General features: G+C 72.2%; 19 protein-coding genes. 8 read left to right on the plus strand and 11 right to left on the minus strand.

What is annotated here, in order from left to right:
• Nucleotides 1-102 precede the first annotated feature (102 nt).
• The 3 genes from LOK46_RS31480 (at nucleotide 103) to LOK46_RS31490 (ending at nucleotide 2,336) form a co-directional block, all read left to right on the plus strand.
• Complete coding sequence (locus LOK46_RS31480; RefSeq protein WP_443192926.1) at nucleotides 103-774, plus strand: HD domain-containing protein; 672 nt, start codon at nucleotides 103-105, stop codon at nucleotides 772-774.
• A 193-nt stretch (nucleotides 775-967) separates the two neighbouring features.
• Nucleotides 968-1,747: an alpha/beta fold hydrolase gene (locus tag LOK46_RS31485; protein WP_273564815.1), complete on the plus strand. Its 780-nt coding sequence runs from the start codon at nucleotides 968-970 to the stop codon at nucleotides 1,745-1,747.
• A gap of 175 nt (nucleotides 1,748-1,922) precedes the next feature.
• The gene (locus LOK46_RS31490; protein ID WP_273564816.1) at nucleotides 1,923-2,336 is read left to right on the plus strand and encodes a thioesterase family protein; all 414 of its coding nucleotides are present in this window, start codon (nucleotides 1,923-1,925) and stop codon (nucleotides 2,334-2,336) included.
• An 86-nt stretch (nucleotides 2,337-2,422) separates the two neighbouring features.
• Here the strand turns inward: LOK46_RS31490 and LOK46_RS31495 are convergent, their stop codons facing one another.
• From LOK46_RS31495 to LOK46_RS31515, 5 genes are all read right to left on the minus strand, one after another.
• The gene (locus tag LOK46_RS31495; RefSeq protein ID WP_273564817.1) at nucleotides 2,423-2,719 is read right to left on the minus strand and encodes a helix-hairpin-helix domain-containing protein; all 297 of its coding nucleotides are present in this window, start codon (nucleotides 2,717-2,719) and stop codon (nucleotides 2,423-2,425) included.
• Nucleotides 2,720-3,320: 601 nt separating this feature from the next.
• Entirely contained in the window at nucleotides 3,321-4,268 is a 948-nt protein-coding gene (locus LOK46_RS31500; protein ID WP_273564818.1) for a PDR/VanB family oxidoreductase, read from the minus strand.
• A 14-nt stretch (nucleotides 4,269-4,282) separates the two neighbouring features.
• Nucleotides 4,283-4,876 (minus strand): MOSC domain-containing protein, encoded by a 594-nt coding sequence (locus LOK46_RS31505; protein WP_273564819.1) that lies wholly within the window; start codon nucleotides 4,874-4,876, stop codon nucleotides 4,283-4,285.
• Nucleotides 4,873-5,262, minus strand: a complete 390-nt coding sequence (locus LOK46_RS31510; RefSeq protein WP_273564820.1) for a RidA family protein — start codon at nucleotides 5,260-5,262, stop codon at nucleotides 4,873-4,875. Before LOK46_RS31510 ends, LOK46_RS31505 begins: the two co-directional genes overlap by 4 nt.
• Nucleotides 5,263-5,355: 93 nt before the next feature.
• The gene (locus LOK46_RS31515) at nucleotides 5,356-6,684 is read right to left on the minus strand and encodes an MFS transporter (RefSeq protein WP_443192920.1); all 1,329 of its coding nucleotides are present in this window, start codon (nucleotides 6,682-6,684) and stop codon (nucleotides 5,356-5,358) included.
• A gap of 215 nt (nucleotides 6,685-6,899) precedes the next feature.
• Here LOK46_RS31515 and LOK46_RS31520 point away from each other — a divergent pair, with 215 nt between their 5' ends.
• Nucleotides 6,900-7,508: a helix-turn-helix domain-containing protein gene (locus LOK46_RS31520; protein ID WP_273564821.1), complete on the plus strand. Its 609-nt coding sequence runs from the start codon at nucleotides 6,900-6,902 to the stop codon at nucleotides 7,506-7,508.
• 60 nt (nucleotides 7,509-7,568) lie between these two features.
• Here LOK46_RS31520 and LOK46_RS31525 read toward each other — a convergent pair whose 3' ends face one another.
• On the minus strand, nucleotides 7,569-7,808 hold the full coding sequence (locus LOK46_RS31525; protein WP_273564822.1) for an Lrp/AsnC ligand binding domain-containing protein: 240 nt from the start codon (nucleotides 7,806-7,808) through the stop codon (nucleotides 7,569-7,571).
• Between the two features lie 96 nt (nucleotides 7,809-7,904).
• Nucleotides 7,905-8,690 carry an alpha/beta fold hydrolase gene (locus LOK46_RS31530; protein ID WP_273564823.1) on the minus strand — a complete coding sequence of 262 codons (786 nt, stop codon included), beginning with the start codon at nucleotides 8,688-8,690 and terminating at the stop codon, nucleotides 7,905-7,907.
• 126 nt (nucleotides 8,691-8,816) lie between these two features.
• On the opposite strand from LOK46_RS31530, the gene LOK46_RS31535 reads away from it, so the two are divergent.
• From LOK46_RS31535 to LOK46_RS31545, 3 genes are all read left to right on the plus strand, one after another.
• Complete coding sequence (locus LOK46_RS31535; protein WP_273564824.1) at nucleotides 8,817-9,449, plus strand: GntR family transcriptional regulator; 633 nt, start codon at nucleotides 8,817-8,819, stop codon at nucleotides 9,447-9,449.
• Nucleotides 9,450-9,509: 60 nt separating this feature from the next.
• Nucleotides 9,510-11,033: an aldehyde dehydrogenase gene (locus LOK46_RS31540; protein ID WP_273564825.1), complete on the plus strand. Its 1,524-nt coding sequence runs from the start codon at nucleotides 9,510-9,512 to the stop codon at nucleotides 11,031-11,033.
• Nucleotides 11,034-11,116: 83 nt separating this feature from the next.
• Nucleotides 11,117-12,523, plus strand: coding sequence for an MFS transporter (locus tag LOK46_RS31545; protein ID WP_273564826.1), 1,407 nt, complete (start codon nucleotides 11,117-11,119; stop codon nucleotides 12,521-12,523).
• Nucleotides 12,524-12,569: 46 nt separating this feature from the next.
• Here LOK46_RS31545 and LOK46_RS31550 read toward each other — a convergent pair whose 3' ends face one another.
• The 3 genes from LOK46_RS31550 to LOK46_RS31560 all read right to left on the minus strand — a co-directional run bounded on the left by LOK46_RS31550 (nucleotide 12,570) and on the right by LOK46_RS31560 (nucleotide 14,049).
• On the minus strand, nucleotides 12,570-13,004 hold the full coding sequence (locus LOK46_RS31550) for a YybH family protein (protein WP_273564827.1): 435 nt from the start codon (nucleotides 13,002-13,004) through the stop codon (nucleotides 12,570-12,572).
• A gap of 66 nt (nucleotides 13,005-13,070) precedes the next feature.
• Nucleotides 13,071-13,577 carry a lipocalin-like domain-containing protein gene (locus LOK46_RS31555; RefSeq protein ID WP_273564828.1) on the minus strand — a complete coding sequence of 169 codons (507 nt, stop codon included), beginning with the start codon at nucleotides 13,575-13,577 and terminating at the stop codon, nucleotides 13,071-13,073.
• 208 nt (nucleotides 13,578-13,785) lie between these two features.
• Nucleotides 13,786-14,049 carry a hypothetical protein gene (locus LOK46_RS31560; RefSeq protein WP_273564829.1) on the minus strand — a complete coding sequence of 88 codons (264 nt, stop codon included), beginning with the start codon at nucleotides 14,047-14,049 and terminating at the stop codon, nucleotides 13,786-13,788.
• Between the two features lie 17 nt (nucleotides 14,050-14,066).
• On the opposite strand from LOK46_RS31560, the gene LOK46_RS31565 reads away from it, so the two are divergent.
• On the plus strand, nucleotides 14,067-16,151 hold the full coding sequence (locus LOK46_RS31565; RefSeq protein WP_273564830.1) for a prolyl oligopeptidase family serine peptidase: 2,085 nt from the start codon (nucleotides 14,067-14,069) through the stop codon (nucleotides 16,149-16,151).
• 117 nt (nucleotides 16,152-16,268) lie between these two features.
• On the opposite strand, the gene LOK46_RS31570 is transcribed toward LOK46_RS31565, so the two are convergent.
• Entirely contained in the window at nucleotides 16,269-17,273 is a 1,005-nt protein-coding gene (locus LOK46_RS31570) for a helix-turn-helix transcriptional regulator (RefSeq protein WP_273564831.1), read from the minus strand.
• Nucleotides 17,274-17,467: the final 194 nt, after the last annotated feature.

Raw genomic sequence — 17,467 nt, forward strand, 5'->3', positions numbered from 1 at the left:
ATGGCAGAATTCGTCGTCATCCGATGATTGATGCCGTCCGGGAGGCTCAGTAACCCGTCGGGACACCCAGCGCAAAGGAGATCCGCCGTGAGCACCATCGATATGCCGGCCGAGGCCGCAATCCCCGACAGCGCGCTCGCCCGGGCCATCACCGCCTTCGTCCGGGACACGGAGACCGCGTTGCTCTTCAACCATTCGAGCCGGGTCTATCAGTTCGGCGCCCTGGCCGGGCACCGGCGCGGCCTGCGCTACGACCGCGAGCTGCTCTACGCGGGCGCCATGTTCCACGACCTCGGCCTGATGCCGGGCCACAGCAGCGCCGGGGAGCGCTTCGAGGTGGACGGCGCCGACGCGGCCCGCGACTTCCTCAAGGCGCACGGCGTGCCGGAGGCGGACGTCTACACCGTGTGGACCGCCATCGCGCTCCACACGACGCCCGGCATCCCGGTCCACATGCACCCGGTGGTCGCCCTGGTCACGGCCGGCGTCGAGATGGACGTGCTGGGCCTGACCTACGACGCGTATTCGGACGCCGAGCGCGCCGCCGTCGTGGCGGCCTTTCCCCGGGAGCCGGACTTCAAGGAGGGCATCATCCAGGCCTTCTACGAGGGCATCCGGCACAAGCCCGCCACCACGTTCGGCAACGTCAAGGCCGACGTGATCGCCGACAAGGAGCCGGGCTTCCGCAAGGGCAACTTCTGCAGCGTGATCCGGGCCTCCCGCTGGCCGGACAGCGCGCACGCGCCGGATTGCGGGTGCGGGCACCAGGGCTGAGCGGCGACCCGCGCCGGCGGCCACGCCTCCGGGGACCGCGCGCTCCGATAGCCGACGCGGCCCCGTGACCGCCGGGCGCGCCGAGGTCTGCGCCAAGACGTGCGCCTCGGTGGTCCTCGGATGTATCCTTCCCGCGCCGACGACGAACAGGGACGGGACGTCCCGCACCGACGAGTCCTGACGGAGGCACCCCATGATGACGCGCAGAACGCTGAACCGCGCGCTCGTCGCCAGCGCGGCCGCCGCGCTGCTTCCCGGCCCGGCCATCGCCCAGGACCTGCCGCGGGCGCGCAACGTCGTGCTGGTGCACGGGCTGTTCGCCGACGGATCGTGCTGGTCGGAGGTGATCCCGCACCTGCAGGCGGCCGGCCTGACCGTCACCTCCGTGCAGAACCCGTTGACCACCCTCGAGGAGGCGGTGGCCTCGGCGCAGCGCGTGCTGGCACGGCAGGACGGGCCGACCGTCCTGGTCGGTCACTCGTTCTCCGGCATGATCGTGACCGAGGCCGGTATGGATCCGAACGTCTCGGCCCTGGTCTACGTCGCGGCCCGGGCGCCGGACGCGCACGAGGACTACGCGGCGCTGGCGAAGACCTACCCGACACCGCCCGCCTCGGCCGGCATCGTGTTCGACGGCGACGAGGGGCGCCTGAGCGAGGCGGCGTTCCTGCGGGATTTCGCGGGCGATCTGCCGGCCGAGAAGGCCCGGGTGCTGTTCGCGGTCCAGCAGCCGTTCCGCAAGACCCTGTTGACGGGACGGACCACCCGCGCGGCCTGGCGCTCGAAGCCGAGCTTCTACGCGGTGTCGACCGAGGATCGGACCATCGACCCGGATCTCGAACGGTTCATGGCCAAGCGCATGAACGCGCGGACCGTCGAGCTCAAGGCGAGCCACCTGTCGCTGATCTCGCGCGCGCCGGACATCGCGGACCTCATCCTGGAGGCGGCCGGCCAGCCCCGCCGCCGGCGCTGATCGGGCGCTGGTCGGGCGCTGTGCGCGGTGCCGCCGCGATCCCTTGCCGAGCCGAGCCGAGCCGAGCGGCGGGCAGGGGGCAGGACTGCGTGCGGCGAAGGCCCAGGGCTGGCCGGACGCGGTCGCGCGGCCCTACCTATCGGTGATCGGGCTGAAACGGATCTGGAGCGCGCGCATGCAGGACATCCCGTTGGGTGCGAAGGGGAGCTTCGCCATGCTGGTCGGGCCCTCACATCTGGCCAGCCAGTTCAAGGACAACATCCTGCCGCCCGTCTTCGCCACGCCGATGATGGTCCTGATCATGGAGAACGCGGCGCTGAACGCCGTTCGCCAATACCTCGATCCCGGCGAGAGCGCCGTCGGAACGAAGGTGGACGTGACTCACATGGCCGCGACTCCGGTCGGCCACCGCGTCCGGGCAGAGGCCGAGGTGGTCGGCGTCGCCGGACGTCAGATCCAGTTCCGCGTCGCGGCCTGGGACGAGTCGGAGCAGATCGGGACCGGGACGCACGAGCGGATGATCGTCGACATCGAGCGGCTCGGCAAACGTCTCGCCGGTAAGCAGCCGGTTCAGGCGAAGCGCGGGTAGGTCCGGCGCGGCTCGACGCCGCTACGGGAAACACGCGCGCGTCGCGCGGAACGCGCACGCCGGCCGGTCCCGCCGGACTGCGGCGCTCAATCCGGGCGCTCCGCGCCCGCCGCATCGGTCTGACGCACCGCGACGGCGGCCTTGATCGCCTCGTAATCGGCCTTCTTCAGGACACGCCTGGTCACGAGATCCTCCGGGGAGCCGTAGGGCCGGAACGCGATGATCCTGCGTCCGATCATGCCGGCCCCGAGGGCGTTCAGCTCCTCGACGGACGCCGTGTTGAGATCGACGCCCTGGCCCGGCGAGGCCGGCGGCTGGCCCTGGCCCGACGCGCTGTCGGCCTGCTGCTGCGGTGGCGTCGGGGGGGCCGCCGCCCCGCGCACGGTCGGAGCATCCGGCGGTGCTGCCGGGGTTGCCGCCGCGGACGGCGGGGGGGCTGCCATCCCGGTCCGCGGCGCCGGGGCGGCGCGCTGGGCGGATCCGGAACTCGGTCCCGGATACACGGAGCGGATGGCCTCTCCCTGCGGATCGATCCCGGACCGGTCCTGCTTGGACACGGGTATAGTCGTGGACGCCTGCCTGTCGCGGCTCGCGTGAGGACGGGGCCCGTACGAGACCCAGAGCCCCGCCAGGACGACTGCGGCCACCGCCAGACCGGCGCTGATGGACAGCGTGGAGCGGCTCATTCTCAGGACCTCCTCTTGGCGGGCGGGGGACTGCCCCGCGGCGATGGCACGATCGAGGCGGGCTAACCCAGCCCGCGCGGCATCGCCATCCGTCGCGTGAGGTTCGCTGATCCGAATCGTGCGGCGCGCTGGCGCAGCTCGCGGGCGGGCGCGGGCCGCGCGGCGAAGCGGCTGGCCGACGCCGCCGCTCCGGCAGGTCGGCGAGCCGGCAATCCGGAGCCGCGCGGCCCGGTCCGAGCCTGGAAGGCCGCCCGCGCGGGGCCGTACGTCTGATAACGCCCGAGATCGGGTCCCGCCGTCAGAGGTCGAGCGTCACGGCGTCCCGCGCGCGCGAGACGCAGGGCATCATGCGGCTCCGGCGCTTGGCGTGCGGCAGGACCGCGTCGCGGTGGATGACCGTGCCGTCGCGATAGCCGCACTCGCAGGAGCCGCAGACGCCGAGTTCGCAGGAGGACGGCAGGTCGAACCCCGCGCTGCGCAGCACGTCGAGCAGCGATCGGTCGGCGGGCACGTGGAGCACCTGGCCGGTGGAGGCGATCCGCGCCTCGAACGGCTCCGGCACGAAGCTCTCGTCGCGCAGCGGCGCGAAATGCTCGCTGTGCACCCGCTCGACGGGCCAGCCCCGCGCGACCAGACCCGACTGCACCGCGTCCATGAGGCGCTGAGGCCCGCAGGCGTAGACGTGAGTCCCGGGCTCGGCCGGGCCGAGAGCGTCGGGATCGAAGCGCCGCCCCTCGGACCCGAACCAGCAGCTGAGGCGCGGCCCGCAGACCGTCCGCACCGCCGCCAGCAGCGGCGCCTGCTCGGGGGAGGGGGCGCAGAGATGGAACGCGTACTCGGCCCCCGACGCGGAGAGAGCGCGCGCCATGGCGAGCAGGGGCGTCACTCCGATCCCGCCAGCCACCAGCAGGTGGCGGCGCGCGTCGGGATCGAGGGGGAAGTTGTTGCGGGGCGCCGAGACGTGGGCGAACGCTCCCGGCGCGAGCGTGTCGTGCGCCCAGGCCGAGCCGCCCCGGCCGGCCTCCTCCCGCTTGATCGCGATCTCGTAGCGGCCCCGGTCGGCCGGGTCACCGCACAGCGAGTACTGCCGCACCCGACCATCCGGCAGGCGCAGATCGACGTGGGCACCGGCCGTCCAGGCGGGGAGTTCCGGGCGCGCGGGATGAACGAGGCCGAGGTGCAGCACCTCCGGCGTCGTCGCGACCGCGTCGGCGACGCGCAGCTTCATGATCAGGCGGGCCGTCATCGCGCGCAGCTCCGTCAATCCAGCAGCGCGATCGCGTCGCCGGGCCGGATCACGCCGCCGCTCTCGATCCCGCAGTTCAGGCCCGAGCGATTGTAGAGCGGCAGGTAGACCGGCATCCCGAGAAGCTCCTCGAGATAGCGGCAGGGGAAGTTGAGGCGTCCGCCCCGCAGGATCACGGCGCCGACCCGGAAGCGCCGGCCGACCAAGTGGTTGAGCGGCACGCCGCGCACCGTGAGATTGCGCCGATGATCGCCCGGCAGGAGGCGCAGCGGCCCCTCCTGCAGCGGCGGATCGTTGCGGTTGAGGGCGTCGAGGGCCTCCTGCTCGATCAGCGTGACCTCGCGCACGTCCGGCTTGGGCGAGTAGGTGCCGGTGCCGAGGAAGTAGCGGTCGCCCTCGATCCCGCGGCCGGCCACGCACACCGCCTCGGACACCGCCTCCATCTCGTAGCTCGCGGCGGGGGCGATGTGGATGTGGGTCAGGGTGCCGACCCAGCCGGCGGCGCCGCCCGGAACCCGGACGGCGGCCGATCCGGCCGCGTGGGCGAAGGCCTCGACCATGCGGGGTGCCGTCTCGCCGGGCATCGCGCCCCTCGTCTCGCCGGTCATGCGGCCTCCGTGGCGAGCGCGATCGCCTCGATCTCGACCCGGGCGTCGCGCGGCAGGCGCGCGACCTCGACGGTGGAGCGGGCCGGCGCCTCGCCCGGGAAGTGCTCGGCGTAGACCGCGTTCATCGCGGCGAACTCCTCCATGTCCTTGAGGAACACGGTCGTCTTCACGACGTCCTCGAGGCTGGCGCCGCCCGCCTCGAGGACGGCGGCGAGGTTGGCGAGGGAGCGCCGCGTCTGCGCCTCGATCCCGTCCGGGAACGCGCCGGTGGCGGGATCGATCGGCAGCTGCCCGGAGGCGAAGACCAGCCCGCCGGCCCGGATTCCCTGGGCGTAGGGCCCGACCGCCGGGGCGGCCTTCTCGGTGCGGATGGTGCGCTTCGTCATGCTGTTGGTCTCTCGTCGGGCTGTTTCAGATAGTGGACGATAATCCACTGTATGGGAAGCGTTCACGCGCCTGCGGGGCGGCCGGTCGACCGCTCAATCGATCGGCTTGCGCGCCGTCTCCGGGGCGAGCAGCGTGGCCGTCAGCGTGATGCAGGCGAGGGCGATCAGGTAGACCGAGATCGACCAGGTCGCGCCGGAGCTCCAGCCCAGCAGGGCCGCGGCGATCAGCGGCGTGAATCCGCCGCTCAGGGCCGCGCCCACCTGGAAGCCCAGCGAGGCGCCGCTGTAGCGCAGGCGCGCGTCGAACAGCTCGGACATCCAGGCGGCGCCGGTGCCGAACATGATCCCCTGGCCGAAGCTCAGGGCCACCGCGACGGTCAGCGTGATGATCGTCGGGTCGCGCGTGTCGAGGAGGGTGAACAGCGGGAACGCGAAGGCGATCGAGAACAGGCAGGCGGCGACGAACAGGGGCCGGCGGCCGTAGCGGTCCGACAGCCAGCCGAAGGCCGGCAGGGTGAAGAGTTCGATCACCGCCGCCACCAGGATGCCGTTCAGGATGATGCTGCGCGACAGCCCGAGCTGGCCGGTCACGTAGGAGATCGAGAACACGGTCACGACGCTGACGTAGGCGATCTCGGAGACCTTGAGGCCCACGGCCTTGAGGAAGGTGCGCGGGTGCTCGGTGAGGATCTCCATGACCGGCAGGCGCGCCACCGCGGATCGCCGCTTCACCCGCTGGAACGCGGGCGTCTCGTGCAGGCGCAGGCGGATGAACAGCCCGAGGCCGACCAGCAGCGCGCTGGCCAGGAACGGGATCCGCCAGCCCCAGGCGAGGAACTCCGCCTCCGGCAGGAAGCCGCACAGCGCGAAGGCCCCGATCGACGCGATGACGCCGAGGGGGTAGCCGAGCTGGACGATGCTGCCGAAGAAGCCGCGCCGCTCCGCCGGGACGCTCTCCACCACCATCAGGACCGCGCCGCCCCACTCGCCGCCGATCCCGATGCCCTGGACCAGGCGCAGCGCCACGAGGAGGATCGGGGCCCAGATGCCGATCTGCGCGTAGGTCGGCAGGCACCCGATCAGGAACGTGCCGAGGCCCATGATGATGATGGTCAGGGACAGCATCGCCTTGCGGCCGATCTTGTCGCCGAAATGTCCGAAGATGACGCCGCCGAGGGGGCGCGCCAGGAAGCCGACCGCGTAGGAGCCGAACGCCGCGATGGTGCCGACCAGCGGGTCGAAGCTCGGGAAGAACAGCTTGTTGAACACGAGCGCCGTGGCCGTCCCGTAGATCAGGAAGTCGTACCACTCGACCGTCGTCCCGATGACGCTCGACCAGACGATCTGGCGCCGGTCGGCGACCGGCACCGGGCCGGCCTCGCGAGCCGGGGACGCCTCAAAGGGCAACGCGGTATCGGCCACGGCACATCCTCCACTGTGATGGATGAAAATCCATTCTTGTGGAGGCAAGCGGCGTGCCAGCCCGGCGCGTCGCGGCCCGGCGCCCGACAGGTGGCACGGCCCGGCGCGCGGTGCGGCGCAAGGTGCAATTCGGCCGCCCCTGCGCTAGGCGGGGGCGACTCTCTCGGTGCCGCGCCCCGGTCGCGCGGCCCGGTCGCGGGCGCGGATGACGGGGCATGACGGCGAGGACGATCATCGGGGCGGACCCGGCAGCGACGGAGACGTCCCCGCAGATCCACATCGCCGAGGAGATCCGGCGGCGCCGCAGGGAGCAGGGCCTGTCGCTGGAGACGCTGGCGGCGCGCTCGGGCGTCAGCCGCTCGATGATCTCGAAGATCGAGCGCTCCGAGGCCGTGCCGTCGACGGTGGTGCTGTCCCGCCTCGCGGAGGCGCTCGGCGTCACCTTCTCGCGGCTGATGGCGCCCGCGACGGAGCGCGAGATCCTGGTGATCCCGGCGAGCCGCCAGCCGATCCTGCGCGACGAGGCGTCCGGCTACCTGCGGCGCTGCATCTCGCCGGTCCTGCCCGGGCGCGGCATCGACTGGGTGCTCAACACGTTGCCGCCGGGCGCCAGCACCGGCGAGTTCACCGCCCATCGCCGCGGCGTGTCCGAGTACATCTACGTCCTGCGCGGCCGCCTGCGGGCGGTGATCGGCGAGCGCGCGGTCATCATGGAGACCGGCGACAGCCTGTATTTCGAGGCCGACGCCGGGCACGCCTTCACCAATGTCGGCACGGAGCCGTGCGAGTACTTCCTGGTGATCGACCCGTCGCGCGTCCGCTGAGCCGGGCCGCCCCGGACGTCCGCGGCGCGCGGGGCCGGCCGCCGGTCCCGGTCGGGCGCGTCAGTGGAAGGCCTTGAAGGCGATGATCGTCTCGGAATCCTTCACGCCGTCGAGGCGCAGGAGGAAGTCGTTCACGAACAGCCCGATATCGACGTCGTTGTCCACGTGGAACTTGGCCATGATGTCGAAGCGCCCGGCGGTGGAGTAGATCTCCGACGCGATCTCCATCGCGACGAGCGCGTCGGACACGGCGTAAGTCTTGCCGATCTCGCATTTGATCTGCACGAAAAATGTCTTCATGTCCGTCTCGCTGGATGGCGCGCCGCCGCGGCCGCGCGGATCGGGGCCGCCGACCCCGCCGGAGCGGCCGAACCTAGCACCGTTCCGCGCAGCCGCTCAGGCGGCGCCCGGCCGGAGAAACGCCAGGACCTCGCGGGCGAACATCTCGGGGGCCTGGAGCTGCGGGACGTGGGCGCAGTCCGGCAGCGTCACGAACCGCGCGTCCGGAAGCCCGGCCGCGAGCTCGCGCGCCATGGCCGGCGGGGTCGCCTCGTCCTCCTCCCCGACGAGCACCAGCGCCGGCGCGCGGATCTCGGAGAGGCGCGCCCGCAGGTCGAGGCCGGCCAGGGCCGCGCAGGCGGCCCGGAACACGTCGACGTCCGTGCGCAGGAAGGCGGCCCGGCGCTCGGCCATCAGGGCCGGGTGCTCGGCCTGGAACGCGGGTGCGAACAGGCGGCGCATGGCCGTGTCGGCGATCGCCGCGAGCCCCTTCTCGGCCGCCGCGCCGGCCATCCCGCGGAACGCGGCCCGGCCGGGCTCCGGGAAGCAGGCGCCGCAATCGGCGAAGACGAGCCGGTCGAAGAGGTCGGGGTGGCGCAGGGCGCAGAGCAGCAGCACGAAGCCGCCGTAGCCGTTGCCCAGTCCGGCCGCCGGCCGACCCCCGGTCGCCGCGCGCACCGCCGCGCCCACCCGGTCGGCGACGGTCTCGAGGCCGCCCGGCGCGGGCGCGGAGGCGCCGAACCCGGGCAGGTCGGGGAGGAGGAGCCGGAAGTCGCGGCCGAGCGCCGGGGTGACCCGGTCGAAGCTCGTCCGGTCGGCGAGCAGCGAGTGCAGCAGGACGAGGGGCGGACCCTCGCCGGAAGCGGTCACCGCGACCTGGCCATCCGCGAACATCGCCTGCATCCGAGACCTCCCCCGCCGCCTCTGCCGGCGGCTCCACGACGCTGTCGCATCCGACGCGTTCGCTCGCAATCCGGTTGACGTGATATTTCACGAATGGCAGCATGTGTCGATCGAACGAGGCCGTGCGTGCTGCTCCGAGACAACATCTACGCGGCGATCCGCGCCGACATCCTGGCCTGCGTCCTGCGCCCCGGCGCGGAGGTGCGCGAGCAGGAACTGGCCCGGCGCTACGCCGTGAGCCGGCAGCCGGTCCGGGAGGCGCTGCTGCGCCTGGAGCGCGAGCGCCTCGTCACGGTTCACGCTCGCCAGGGATATCAGATCAACGCGATATCGGTGGCCGACGCCCGCGATCTGCTGCGCATGCGCCTCGCCCTCGAGCCGGCCTGCGCGGCCGAGGCCGCGGCCGGCGCGCCCGATTCCGTCCTGGCCTCCCTCGACGCGTTCCGCGCCGTCGCGGACGGCGCCGACTTCATCGCGGAGAACCGCGCCTTCCACATCGCCCTCGCCGAGGCCTCGGGGAACCGCCGCATGGCCGCGACCGTGCGCGACCTCGTCGAGCAGGCGGACCGGCTCGTCCGGGTCAGCCTCGACGGCATCCGCGGGCGCGACCCGGCGCAGCTCGTGGACGAGCACGCCGCCATCATCGACGCCGTGCAGCGCCGCGACGGGCGCGGGGCGCGGCGCCTCGTGCGCGCGCACGTCGCCCAGGCCGAGCGCCGCATCCTGACCGCCCTGGAACGCAGCGCGATCGTCCTCTGAACCATGCCGCGCCCGGCGCGGAGCCGGGGACGCGGTCGAACACGACACGGGAGAGACGCCATGACCCTGCACGCGCCCGAACCGACGGTCGAGACCCGGGGCAACTTCATCGACGGGCGCGAGGTCGAGGCCGGGGACGGCGCGCTGATCGACGTGCGCAACCCCGCCACCGGCGCGGTGATCGCCCGGATTCCCGATTCGGGGCCGGCCGACGTCGACCGGGCGATGCGGGCGGCCCGGGCGGCCTTCGAGGGCCGGGAATGGGGCGGGATGGACATCCGGGCGCGCGCCCGGCTGGTGAACCGGCTCGCCGACGCGTTCGAGGCCAACCTCGACGCGCTCTACCGGCTGGAGACCACCAACAACGGCCGGCCGGTCAACGAGACCCGGGCCCAGCTCTCGCGGCTGCCGGACTTCTTCCGCTACTTCGCGGGCGTGGCGCTGGCGCGGCGCGACGACGTCATCCCGGTCGAGGGCAACTACCTCAACTACACCCGCCGCACCCCGATCGGCGTGGTGGCGAACTGCACGCCGTTCAACCACCCGCTGATGATCCTGTGCAAGTCGCTGGCGGTGGTGCTCGCCACTGGCTGCACCACGGTGGTCAAGCCGTCCGAGTACACGCCGCTCACGACCCTGAAGCTCGCGCAGATCTTCATCGAGGCCGGCCTGCCGCCGGGCGTGTTCAACATCGTGCTGGGCCTGGGCGCCTCCACCGGCAAGGCGCTCGCCGAGCACCGCGACATCAACAAGCTCGTGCTCACCGGCGGCACCGAGGCCGGCCGGATCGCCGGCTCGGCGGCCGCGAAGGTCTTCGCCCACCAGACCATGGAGCTCGGCGGCAAGACCCCCGTGATGGTGTTCGACGACTTCGACGTCGAGCGGGCGGTGAACTACGCGGCCTTCGGCGCCTTCATCGGGGCCGGCCAGACCTGCGTGTGCGGCAGCCGCCACCTCGTCCAGGCCTCGATCTACGACGAGTTCGTGGAGCGGCTCGCCGCCAAGACCGCCGCGATCCGCCTGGGCGACCCCTTCGACCCGGCGACCCAGCTCGGGCCGGTCATCTCCGAGCGCCAGCGCGAGCGGGTGCTGGCCTATGCCGGCTACGGCCGCGACCAGGGCGCCCGCGCGGTGGCGGGCGGGCGGGCGGCCCGGGTGCCGGGCTTCGAGGGCGGCTACTTCGTGGAGCCCACCGTGTTCGCGGACGTCACCGCCGACATGCGCATCTTCCAGGAGGAGGTGTTCGGGCCCTTCACCAGCGTCACCCGCTTCGAGGACGAGGCCGACGCCCTCCGGCTGGCCAACGACTCGCCGTTCGGCCTCGCCGCGGCCGTGCGCACCCGCGACGTCGCCCGGGCCCACCGGGTGGCGCACGCGGTCAAGGCCGGCATCGTCTGGATCAACGACCACCACCGCCTCGACCCGGCCTCGCCCTGGGGCGGGGTCGGCGACAGCGGCCTCGGCCGCGAGTGCGGCATCGAGAGCTTCAACGACCACTTCGACGTGAAGAGCGTGATGGTCGCGACCGGCGACGGGCCCTTCGACTGGTACCGCGACACGGCCGACCAGCGCCGCCTGAACTGACGACCGGCGGCGCGGGGGATGCGAGGTCCGCGCCAGACGGACCCCTTCCGCGCCGGCCCCGAACCCGAGGAAGGAAACGCCCCATGTCCGAAGCCGTGAGCCCGGCGGTCAACGCCGGAGGCCGCCTCGACCGCCTGCCGATCGGCCCGTTCCACCGCCGCATCATGTGGCTGATCGGGATCGGCATGTTCTTCGACGGGTTCGACATCTACATCGCCGCCACCGTGCTCGGCGCGACCCTGAAGAGCGGCTTCTCGACCCTGCCGCAGAACGCGTGGTTCGTCTCGGCCACCTTCGTGGGGATGATGGCGGGCTCGTTCCTGACGGGCTTCTTCGGCGACCGCTACGGGCGGCGCTTCACCTACCAGGCGAACCTCCTGGTCTTCGGGCTGGCCGCGCTCGGGGCGGCGTTCGCGCCGAACATGACGGTGCTGATCGTGCTCCGCTTCATCATGGGCGTGGGGCTCGGGGCCGAGAACGTCGTGGGCTACTCGACCATGACCGAGTTCGTGCCGGCGCGCTCGCGCGGGCGCTTCCTCGGCCTGATGGCGGTGTTCGTCGTCACGGGCCTGCCGGCCGCCTCCCTGATCGGCTACCTGATCATCCCGACCTTCGGCTGGCGGGCGATGTTCGCGCTGGGCGGCCTCGGGGCGCTCGCCGTCTGGTACGCCCGCAAGAGCCTGCCGGAATCGCCGCGCTGGCTCGAGGCCGTGGGGCGCCACGCCGAGGCCGAGGCGCTGATGCGCGCGATCGAGGCCGAGGCGGCCCGCGGCGCGCCGCTGCCGCCCGCCGCCCCGGCCGCGCCCGTCACGCAGCTCGGGCTCACCGCCCTGTTCCGGCCGCCGCTGCTGTCGCGCCTGCTGCTGGGCTGCCTGTGCCTCGTGGTGATCAACACCCTGCTGTACGGCTTCGTGACGTGGCTGCCGACCTTCTTCATCCGGCAGGGCCTCTCGGTGGCGACCTCCTTCGGCTACGCGCTGCTGATGGGGCTCGGCGCGCCGGTGGGCAGCGCCATCGGCGCCCTGACCGCCGACCGCTGGGGCCGCAAGCCGACGATCATCGGCGCCTCGGCGACGGCCATCCTGTTCGGGATCCTCTACCCGATGACCCTGGACCCGATCCTGCTGCCGCTGGTCGGGTTCGGGCTGACGGTGCCGATCTACGTGCTGGTGGCCCTGCTGTTCGGGATCTACATCCCCGAGCTGTTCCCGACCGAGGTGCGCCTGCGGGCGTCGGGCCTGTGCAACACGGTCGGGCGCGGGGCGACCGTCGTGACGCCCTTCCTGGTCGTGACCCTGTTCGAGACCTACGGCATCGCGGGCGTGACCGGCCTGATGATCGGGCTGCTCGCCCTGCAGATCGTCGCGGTCGCGGTGTTCGGCGTCGAGCCGCGGAGCCAGAGCCTGGAGAGCCTGGAGGCCGGCGTCGCGCCCGCCGGGGGCGGCCCGGCCGCCCGGGCGCGGGGCACGGTTCCGCGCCCGATCCACTGAGACCGGGAGGCGCTCCGCCCGGCCGTCTCCCGGCCGGGCGGAGCGGTCAGTTCCAGGTGTGCAGGACCGTGCGCCAGGCGCCGTCGCGCTTCTCCAGCACGTTCACCCAGTTGCCCTCGAACTTCTTCTTCGCGCCCCCGTCCCCGGGGCTGGTCATCTCCCAGCGGCCGGACACGATGAGCAGGTTGTCCTTGGGCAGCGCCGATTTGACCGTCGTCTTGTGCTCGTCCCACCCCTTCGCCTTCAGCCCGGCGAAGAACTTCTGGATGCCGTCGCTGGTCTGCGGGGCGCCCTTCGTGACGACGATCGCGTCGGGCGCGTAGAGCTTGGCCAGCGCGTCCATGTCGCCGCCGTTATACGCCGCGTCCCACTGGCTCGCGGCGCTCTGCGCGTCGGCCTGCACGGTGTCCGACCGGCACAGGCTCGGCGTCATCAGGGCGACAGCGAACACGGTCGCGTACAGGACGTGAGGGCGCAGCATGTCTTCCTCCATCATGAAGTGTTCTGGTTGATGAGTGCGTGACGTCGCAGGGTCTTCGGACTTCGACTAAGGGTATTTCTCCCAAGTGAGAGTGATGACGCTCATCCTGCCGTCGACGTTGAACTTGAACGGCACCGTCGTGAGGACGAGCCGCCCGTTCTCCTGCGCGACGTGCCGGACCTGGGAGGTCCCGGTCCAGGCCTCGTTCCAGGACGTGTCGATGTCGTGGACGACCCGGTCGCCCTCGAGCCGGTAGGTCCCGGCATAGGCGAAGAAGGTCTTGTGGAGCTTGATCCGGTCCGCGTCGGACATCTTGTCGTTGGCGACCGGCCGCTCCCGGCCTTCGTAGGCGCAGACCACCATCATGCGCCCGTCGCGGCCGTAATGGATCCACCCGGTCGGCCTCGGGCCGCCGTAGGCGTCGATGGTCTCGCCCGTGTCCACGATCCGGCGCGTGGCCGCGGCGAGGCGCCAGGTCCCGACGACCGCGTCCGCGTCCAGCGCCCATGCGGCCGTGACGCCGAGCCCGCCCGAGACCAGGACGGCGGCGCCCGCGAGGCCGATCGCCGCCACTTGGCCGAGACCGCGCGCCGGGCGCGCGCCGCGTCCCTCCCGTCGACACCCGCGTGACCCTTGCTCGACGACGCGCATCGTTGCGACCCCCCGAGACGGCATGGGGACTCAGAGCACGAACCAGAACGTACGCAACCGGACCATCATTGAAGACCATAATCGAGGCGCTTGCAAGCCTTATGTGCTGAATGTGTGGAATCTAAAACAGTCAAAGTGTTGCGATGATCTCGATGATGTTGATAATATCAGTATAGATCCGCGCGAAGGGCGTGCGCGCCCTGCCGGCCGAGTCGATGGCGGGCGAGAGGGCGACGTTCAGGGGGATGGATCGGCCGCGCGCACGCGGAAAGTCCCTGATCCGCGCGACCGGATCCTCCGCTTCACCTGCGCGCGGCGCGCGAAAATCTGCGCGTCCGAGACGATTGACCGCTGATCGGAGGTGCGCCGCGCGACTTTTGAGGACGGCGCGCACGGGCTACGCTCCCGGCCATGCTCGCGGCAACCGACCCCCACCCCGATCCCAGGCCGACGCTCGCGCGGCCCGACGACGATCCCTACCTCTGGCTGGAGGAGGTCGACGGGCCCGACGCGCTGGCCTGGGTCGAGGCGCGCAACGCGGAGACGCTCGCCCGCTACGGCGATGCCGGCTTCCTCCGCGACCGCGACATCGCCCGCGCGCTTCTCGACCGGCCGGGCCGGATCCCGTTCGTCCAGCGCTTCGGCACGTGGCTCTACAATTTCTGGACGGACGGTGCGCATCCGCGCGGCCTGTGGCGGCGCGTCGACGAGGCCGGCTACCGCGCCGCGGTCCCGGACTGGGAGATCCTGCTCGATCTCGACAGCCTCGCGGCGCTGGAGGGCGAGGACTGGGTCTGGGCCGGAGCCGCGATCCTCAAGGGCGACCTCGATCGCGCCCTGGTGCGCCTCAGCCGCGGCGGCAAGGACGCGGCCGTGATGCGCGAGTTCGATCTGGGCACGCGCACCTTCGTGGCGGACGGCTTCGTCCTGCCCGAGGGCAAGGGCGGCGCGACGTGGCTCGATCGCGAGACCGTGCTCCTGTCGAGCGCCCTCGGCTCGGCCACGCGGTCCGGTTACGCGCGCACCGTCCGGCTCTGGCCGCGCGGCACGGATCCGCGCGACGCGCCCGTCCTGTTCGAGACCGCCGAGACCAGCATGTCGGTCTGGGGCGCGTCCGACCGGCAGGCCGGGGCGGAGCGGATCACGGTCGTGGAGCAGCTCGGCTTCTTCGACACCGCTGTCCATATCGGCGACCGCGGCGGCATGCGCCTGCGCCTCGACCTGCCCGCGCATGCCGGGGTCCAACTGCACCGGAACCACCTGTCGGTGCGGCTGCGGCGGCCCTGGACGGTGGACGGCGTCGCGCATGACACCGACACGGTCCTGACGATCGCGCTCCCCGACCTGCTGGCGGGAAGTCGCGCCTTCACGGTCCTCTGGCAGCCGGACGCGCGGCTCGCCCTTCAGAGGGTGTTCTGGTCGGCCGGGCGGCTGATCGTGGACGTGCTCGAGGACCTGCGTCCCACCTACCGGGTCTTCGAGCCGGGGCCGGGCGGCTGGACCGAGCGGCCCCTCGCCGGACTGCCCGCCCTGGGATCCGTCCATCTCTGGCCCCTCGACGGCGATCCGGAGCGGGCGGACGGAGCCCTGCTCGCGCTGGCCCACGATCCGGTGACGCCGCCGGCGCTGCTCGCCTTCCCGCCCGCGCTCGACGCCCCGGCCGTGCTGCGTCAGACGCCCCCGGCCTACGATGCGCGCGGCATCCGGGTGACGCGCCACGAGGCCCGGTCGGCGGACGGGACGCGCGTGCCCTACGTCCAGGTCGGGCCGGAGGCCGAGACCGGTGCCGCCCCCGTCTACCTGACGGCCTATGGCGGGTTCGCGCACTCGCGCCTGCCGGATTACCAGCCCGTGCTGGGCAAGCTCTGGCTGGAGCGCGGCGGCACCTGCGTGACCGCCAACATCCGCGGCGGCGGCGAGTTCGGTACCCGCTGGCACCACGCGGGCCGGCGCGAGGGCAAGGCCCGGGCGCACGACGACTTCGCCGCGGTGGCCGCCGACCTCGTCGCCCGCGGCGTGACGCGGCCGGGGCGGATCGCGGCCGAGGGCGGCTCGAACGGAGGCCTGCTGATCGCCAACATGCTCACCCGCTACCCGGAGCGGTTCGGGGCGCTGGCCTGCACGATCCCGCTGATCGACATGCGCCGCTACACGAAGCTCCTGGCCGGCGCGAGCTGGATCGGGGAGTACGGCGATCCGGACGATCCGCAGGACTGGGCGTTCCTGTCCGGCATCTCCGCCTACCACGCCGCCGAGGCCGGGCGGCCCTACCCGCCGATCCTGCTGGCCACGAGCCGCGGCGACGACCGGGTTCATCCCGGCCACGCGCGGAAGATGGCGCAGAAGCTCCGCGTCCTCGGCTACGACGTCGCCTTCTACGAGCCCGCGACGGGCGGGCACGGCGCCGGCAAGGACAGCGAGCAGGCGGCGGCGTTCAGGGCGCTGGGGCTCACCTTCCTGCGCCGCGCCATCGGGTGGGAGGACCCGGCCGCGTGAGCGCGGCCTCGGCCTGAGCCGCGGCGCCGCGGTCGGGCGCTGGAGCGCGCGTCGAGACGGCGCGGTCTGCCCGGTCGCTCACCGGTCGCTCACCGGCCGCGGCGGGATTCGCGGACCTCATCGCGCGCGCTCATGCTGGCGGCGCGTCTCGGACGGTGTGCAGCCGTAGCGGCGGCGGTAGCGCTGGCCGAAATCGCTCATATGGGCGAACCCCCACGCGCGGGCGATCGCGGCGATCGGCCGGCGCGGCGCCGCGGGCGCAGTCAGGTCCTCGTGGGCCCGCGTCAGGCGGCGCTCGATGATGAACTGAACCGGCGTCCGGCCCAGCTCCTTCCGGAACGCGGTCTGCAGCGAACGGACACCGGTCCCGACCGCGGCCGCGATATCGGCCAGGGTCATGGCGGTCGAGAGATTCGCCTCGATGTACTCGATCGCCAGTCGAAGATGGGACGCGGCGACGTCGCGGGTGCGTGCGGCGGGCGCCGCGACCCGCTTCGGCCAGGCGGAGAGCAGCTGGTAACTCATGACCTCCTGAAGCAGCGGCAGCATCAGGTCCGCCCCCCGGTCCAGGTCCTGAAGGCGGTGCCGGATCAGCCGGATCGTGCAGAACAGGGCCCGCAGACCCGGCATCGTCATGTCGGCGATCGGCGCCAGGGCCGGGAGGCCGGCATGATCGCGCCCCGTGAGGGCGTCGTTGGCGGCGGCGAGCGCGTCGACGGCGATCGTCGCGCTCACGGCGCCGACCGCGCTCGAGGCGCGCACCTCGCGCAGGTCGTCGAAACCCGTCAGGGCGGCGATCGCCGGCGACGCCAGGATGTCGCCCTGGCGATGGGCGTAGACGATGTGGCCGCGCGTGACGAAGCGGACCGTCAGGAGCCCGGCGGAGAATTTCGGCGTGGTGACGAAGCCGCTCGGCGACCGCGTTTCCCAGAAGCTCAGCATCTCGGTCTGACTTCCGGAAATCTCGATCGCCGGCGCTGTGGCGCGTTCGACGTCCAGATAGACCGCGATGCCGCCGGTGTCGTTGAACGTCTTGAGCTGGTTCAGGGACGCGATGGTGGCCGAGAACCGGGCCTGCGGTCGCCACAGGCTGGGGTCGCGGCGCGTCTGATCTGCCTTCATGTCGATCGTCTAGGGGGCGCGGCCGATCCGGGCGATCCCGATAGGTGCGGACCGCTAAACTATTTGGCCGAGTACTCGTTGCATGGCAAGCGTATCCAGATGCCGTCGTCGAAGGAGGCGCGCGCTTCGGGGATTATCAGAATTACGAACAGGTGTAACTATCGCGAATATTGTGATTTAAGACCTTGTTCAGC

The organism is Methylobacterium sp. NMS14P (genome assembly GCF_028583545.1).
Taxonomy (GTDB): Bacteria; Pseudomonadota; Alphaproteobacteria; order Rhizobiales; family Beijerinckiaceae; genus Methylobacterium.

Excerpts from the sequence above, each read along its gene's own strand:
- LOK46_RS31480 (WP_443192926.1), top strand. The coding sequence starts at position 103 with ATGCCGGCCGAGGCCGCAATCCCCGACAGCGCGCTCGCCCGGGCCATC.
- LOK46_RS31500 (WP_273564818.1), bottom strand. The coding sequence starts at position 4,268 with ATGACGGCCCGCCTGATCATGAAGCTGCGCGTCGCCGACGCGGTCGCG.
- LOK46_RS31520 (WP_273564821.1), top strand. The coding sequence starts at position 6,900 with ATGACGGCGAGGACGATCATCGGGGCGGACCCGGCAGCGACGGAGACG.
- LOK46_RS31490 (WP_273564816.1), top strand. The coding sequence starts at position 1,923 with ATGCAGGACATCCCGTTGGGTGCGAAGGGGAGCTTCGCCATGCTGGTC.
- LOK46_RS31530 (WP_273564823.1), bottom strand. The coding sequence starts at position 8,690 with ATGCAGGCGATGTTCGCGGATGGCCAGGTCGCGGTGACCGCTTCCGGC.
- LOK46_RS31545 (WP_273564826.1), top strand. The coding sequence starts at position 11,117 with ATGTCCGAAGCCGTGAGCCCGGCGGTCAACGCCGGAGGCCGCCTCGAC.
- LOK46_RS31525 (WP_273564822.1), bottom strand. The coding sequence starts at position 7,808 with ATGAAGACATTTTTCGTGCAGATCAAATGCGAGATCGGCAAGACTTAC.
- LOK46_RS31510 (WP_273564820.1), bottom strand. The coding sequence starts at position 5,262 with ATGACGAAGCGCACCATCCGCACCGAGAAGGCCGCCCCGGCGGTCGGG.
- LOK46_RS31570 (WP_273564831.1), bottom strand. The coding sequence starts at position 17,273 with ATGAAGGCAGATCAGACGCGCCGCGACCCCAGCCTGTGGCGACCGCAG.
- LOK46_RS31540 (WP_273564825.1), top strand. The coding sequence starts at position 9,510 with ATGACCCTGCACGCGCCCGAACCGACGGTCGAGACCCGGGGCAACTTC.
- LOK46_RS31505 (WP_273564819.1), bottom strand. The coding sequence starts at position 4,876 with ATGACCGGCGAGACGAGGGGCGCGATGCCCGGCGAGACGGCACCCCGC.
- LOK46_RS31550 (WP_273564827.1), bottom strand. The coding sequence starts at position 13,004 with ATGCTGCGCCCTCACGTCCTGTACGCGACCGTGTTCGCTGTCGCCCTG.
- LOK46_RS31565 (WP_273564830.1), top strand. The coding sequence starts at position 14,067 with ATGCTCGCGGCAACCGACCCCCACCCCGATCCCAGGCCGACGCTCGCG.
- LOK46_RS31485 (WP_273564815.1), top strand. The coding sequence starts at position 968 with ATGATGACGCGCAGAACGCTGAACCGCGCGCTCGTCGCCAGCGCGGCC.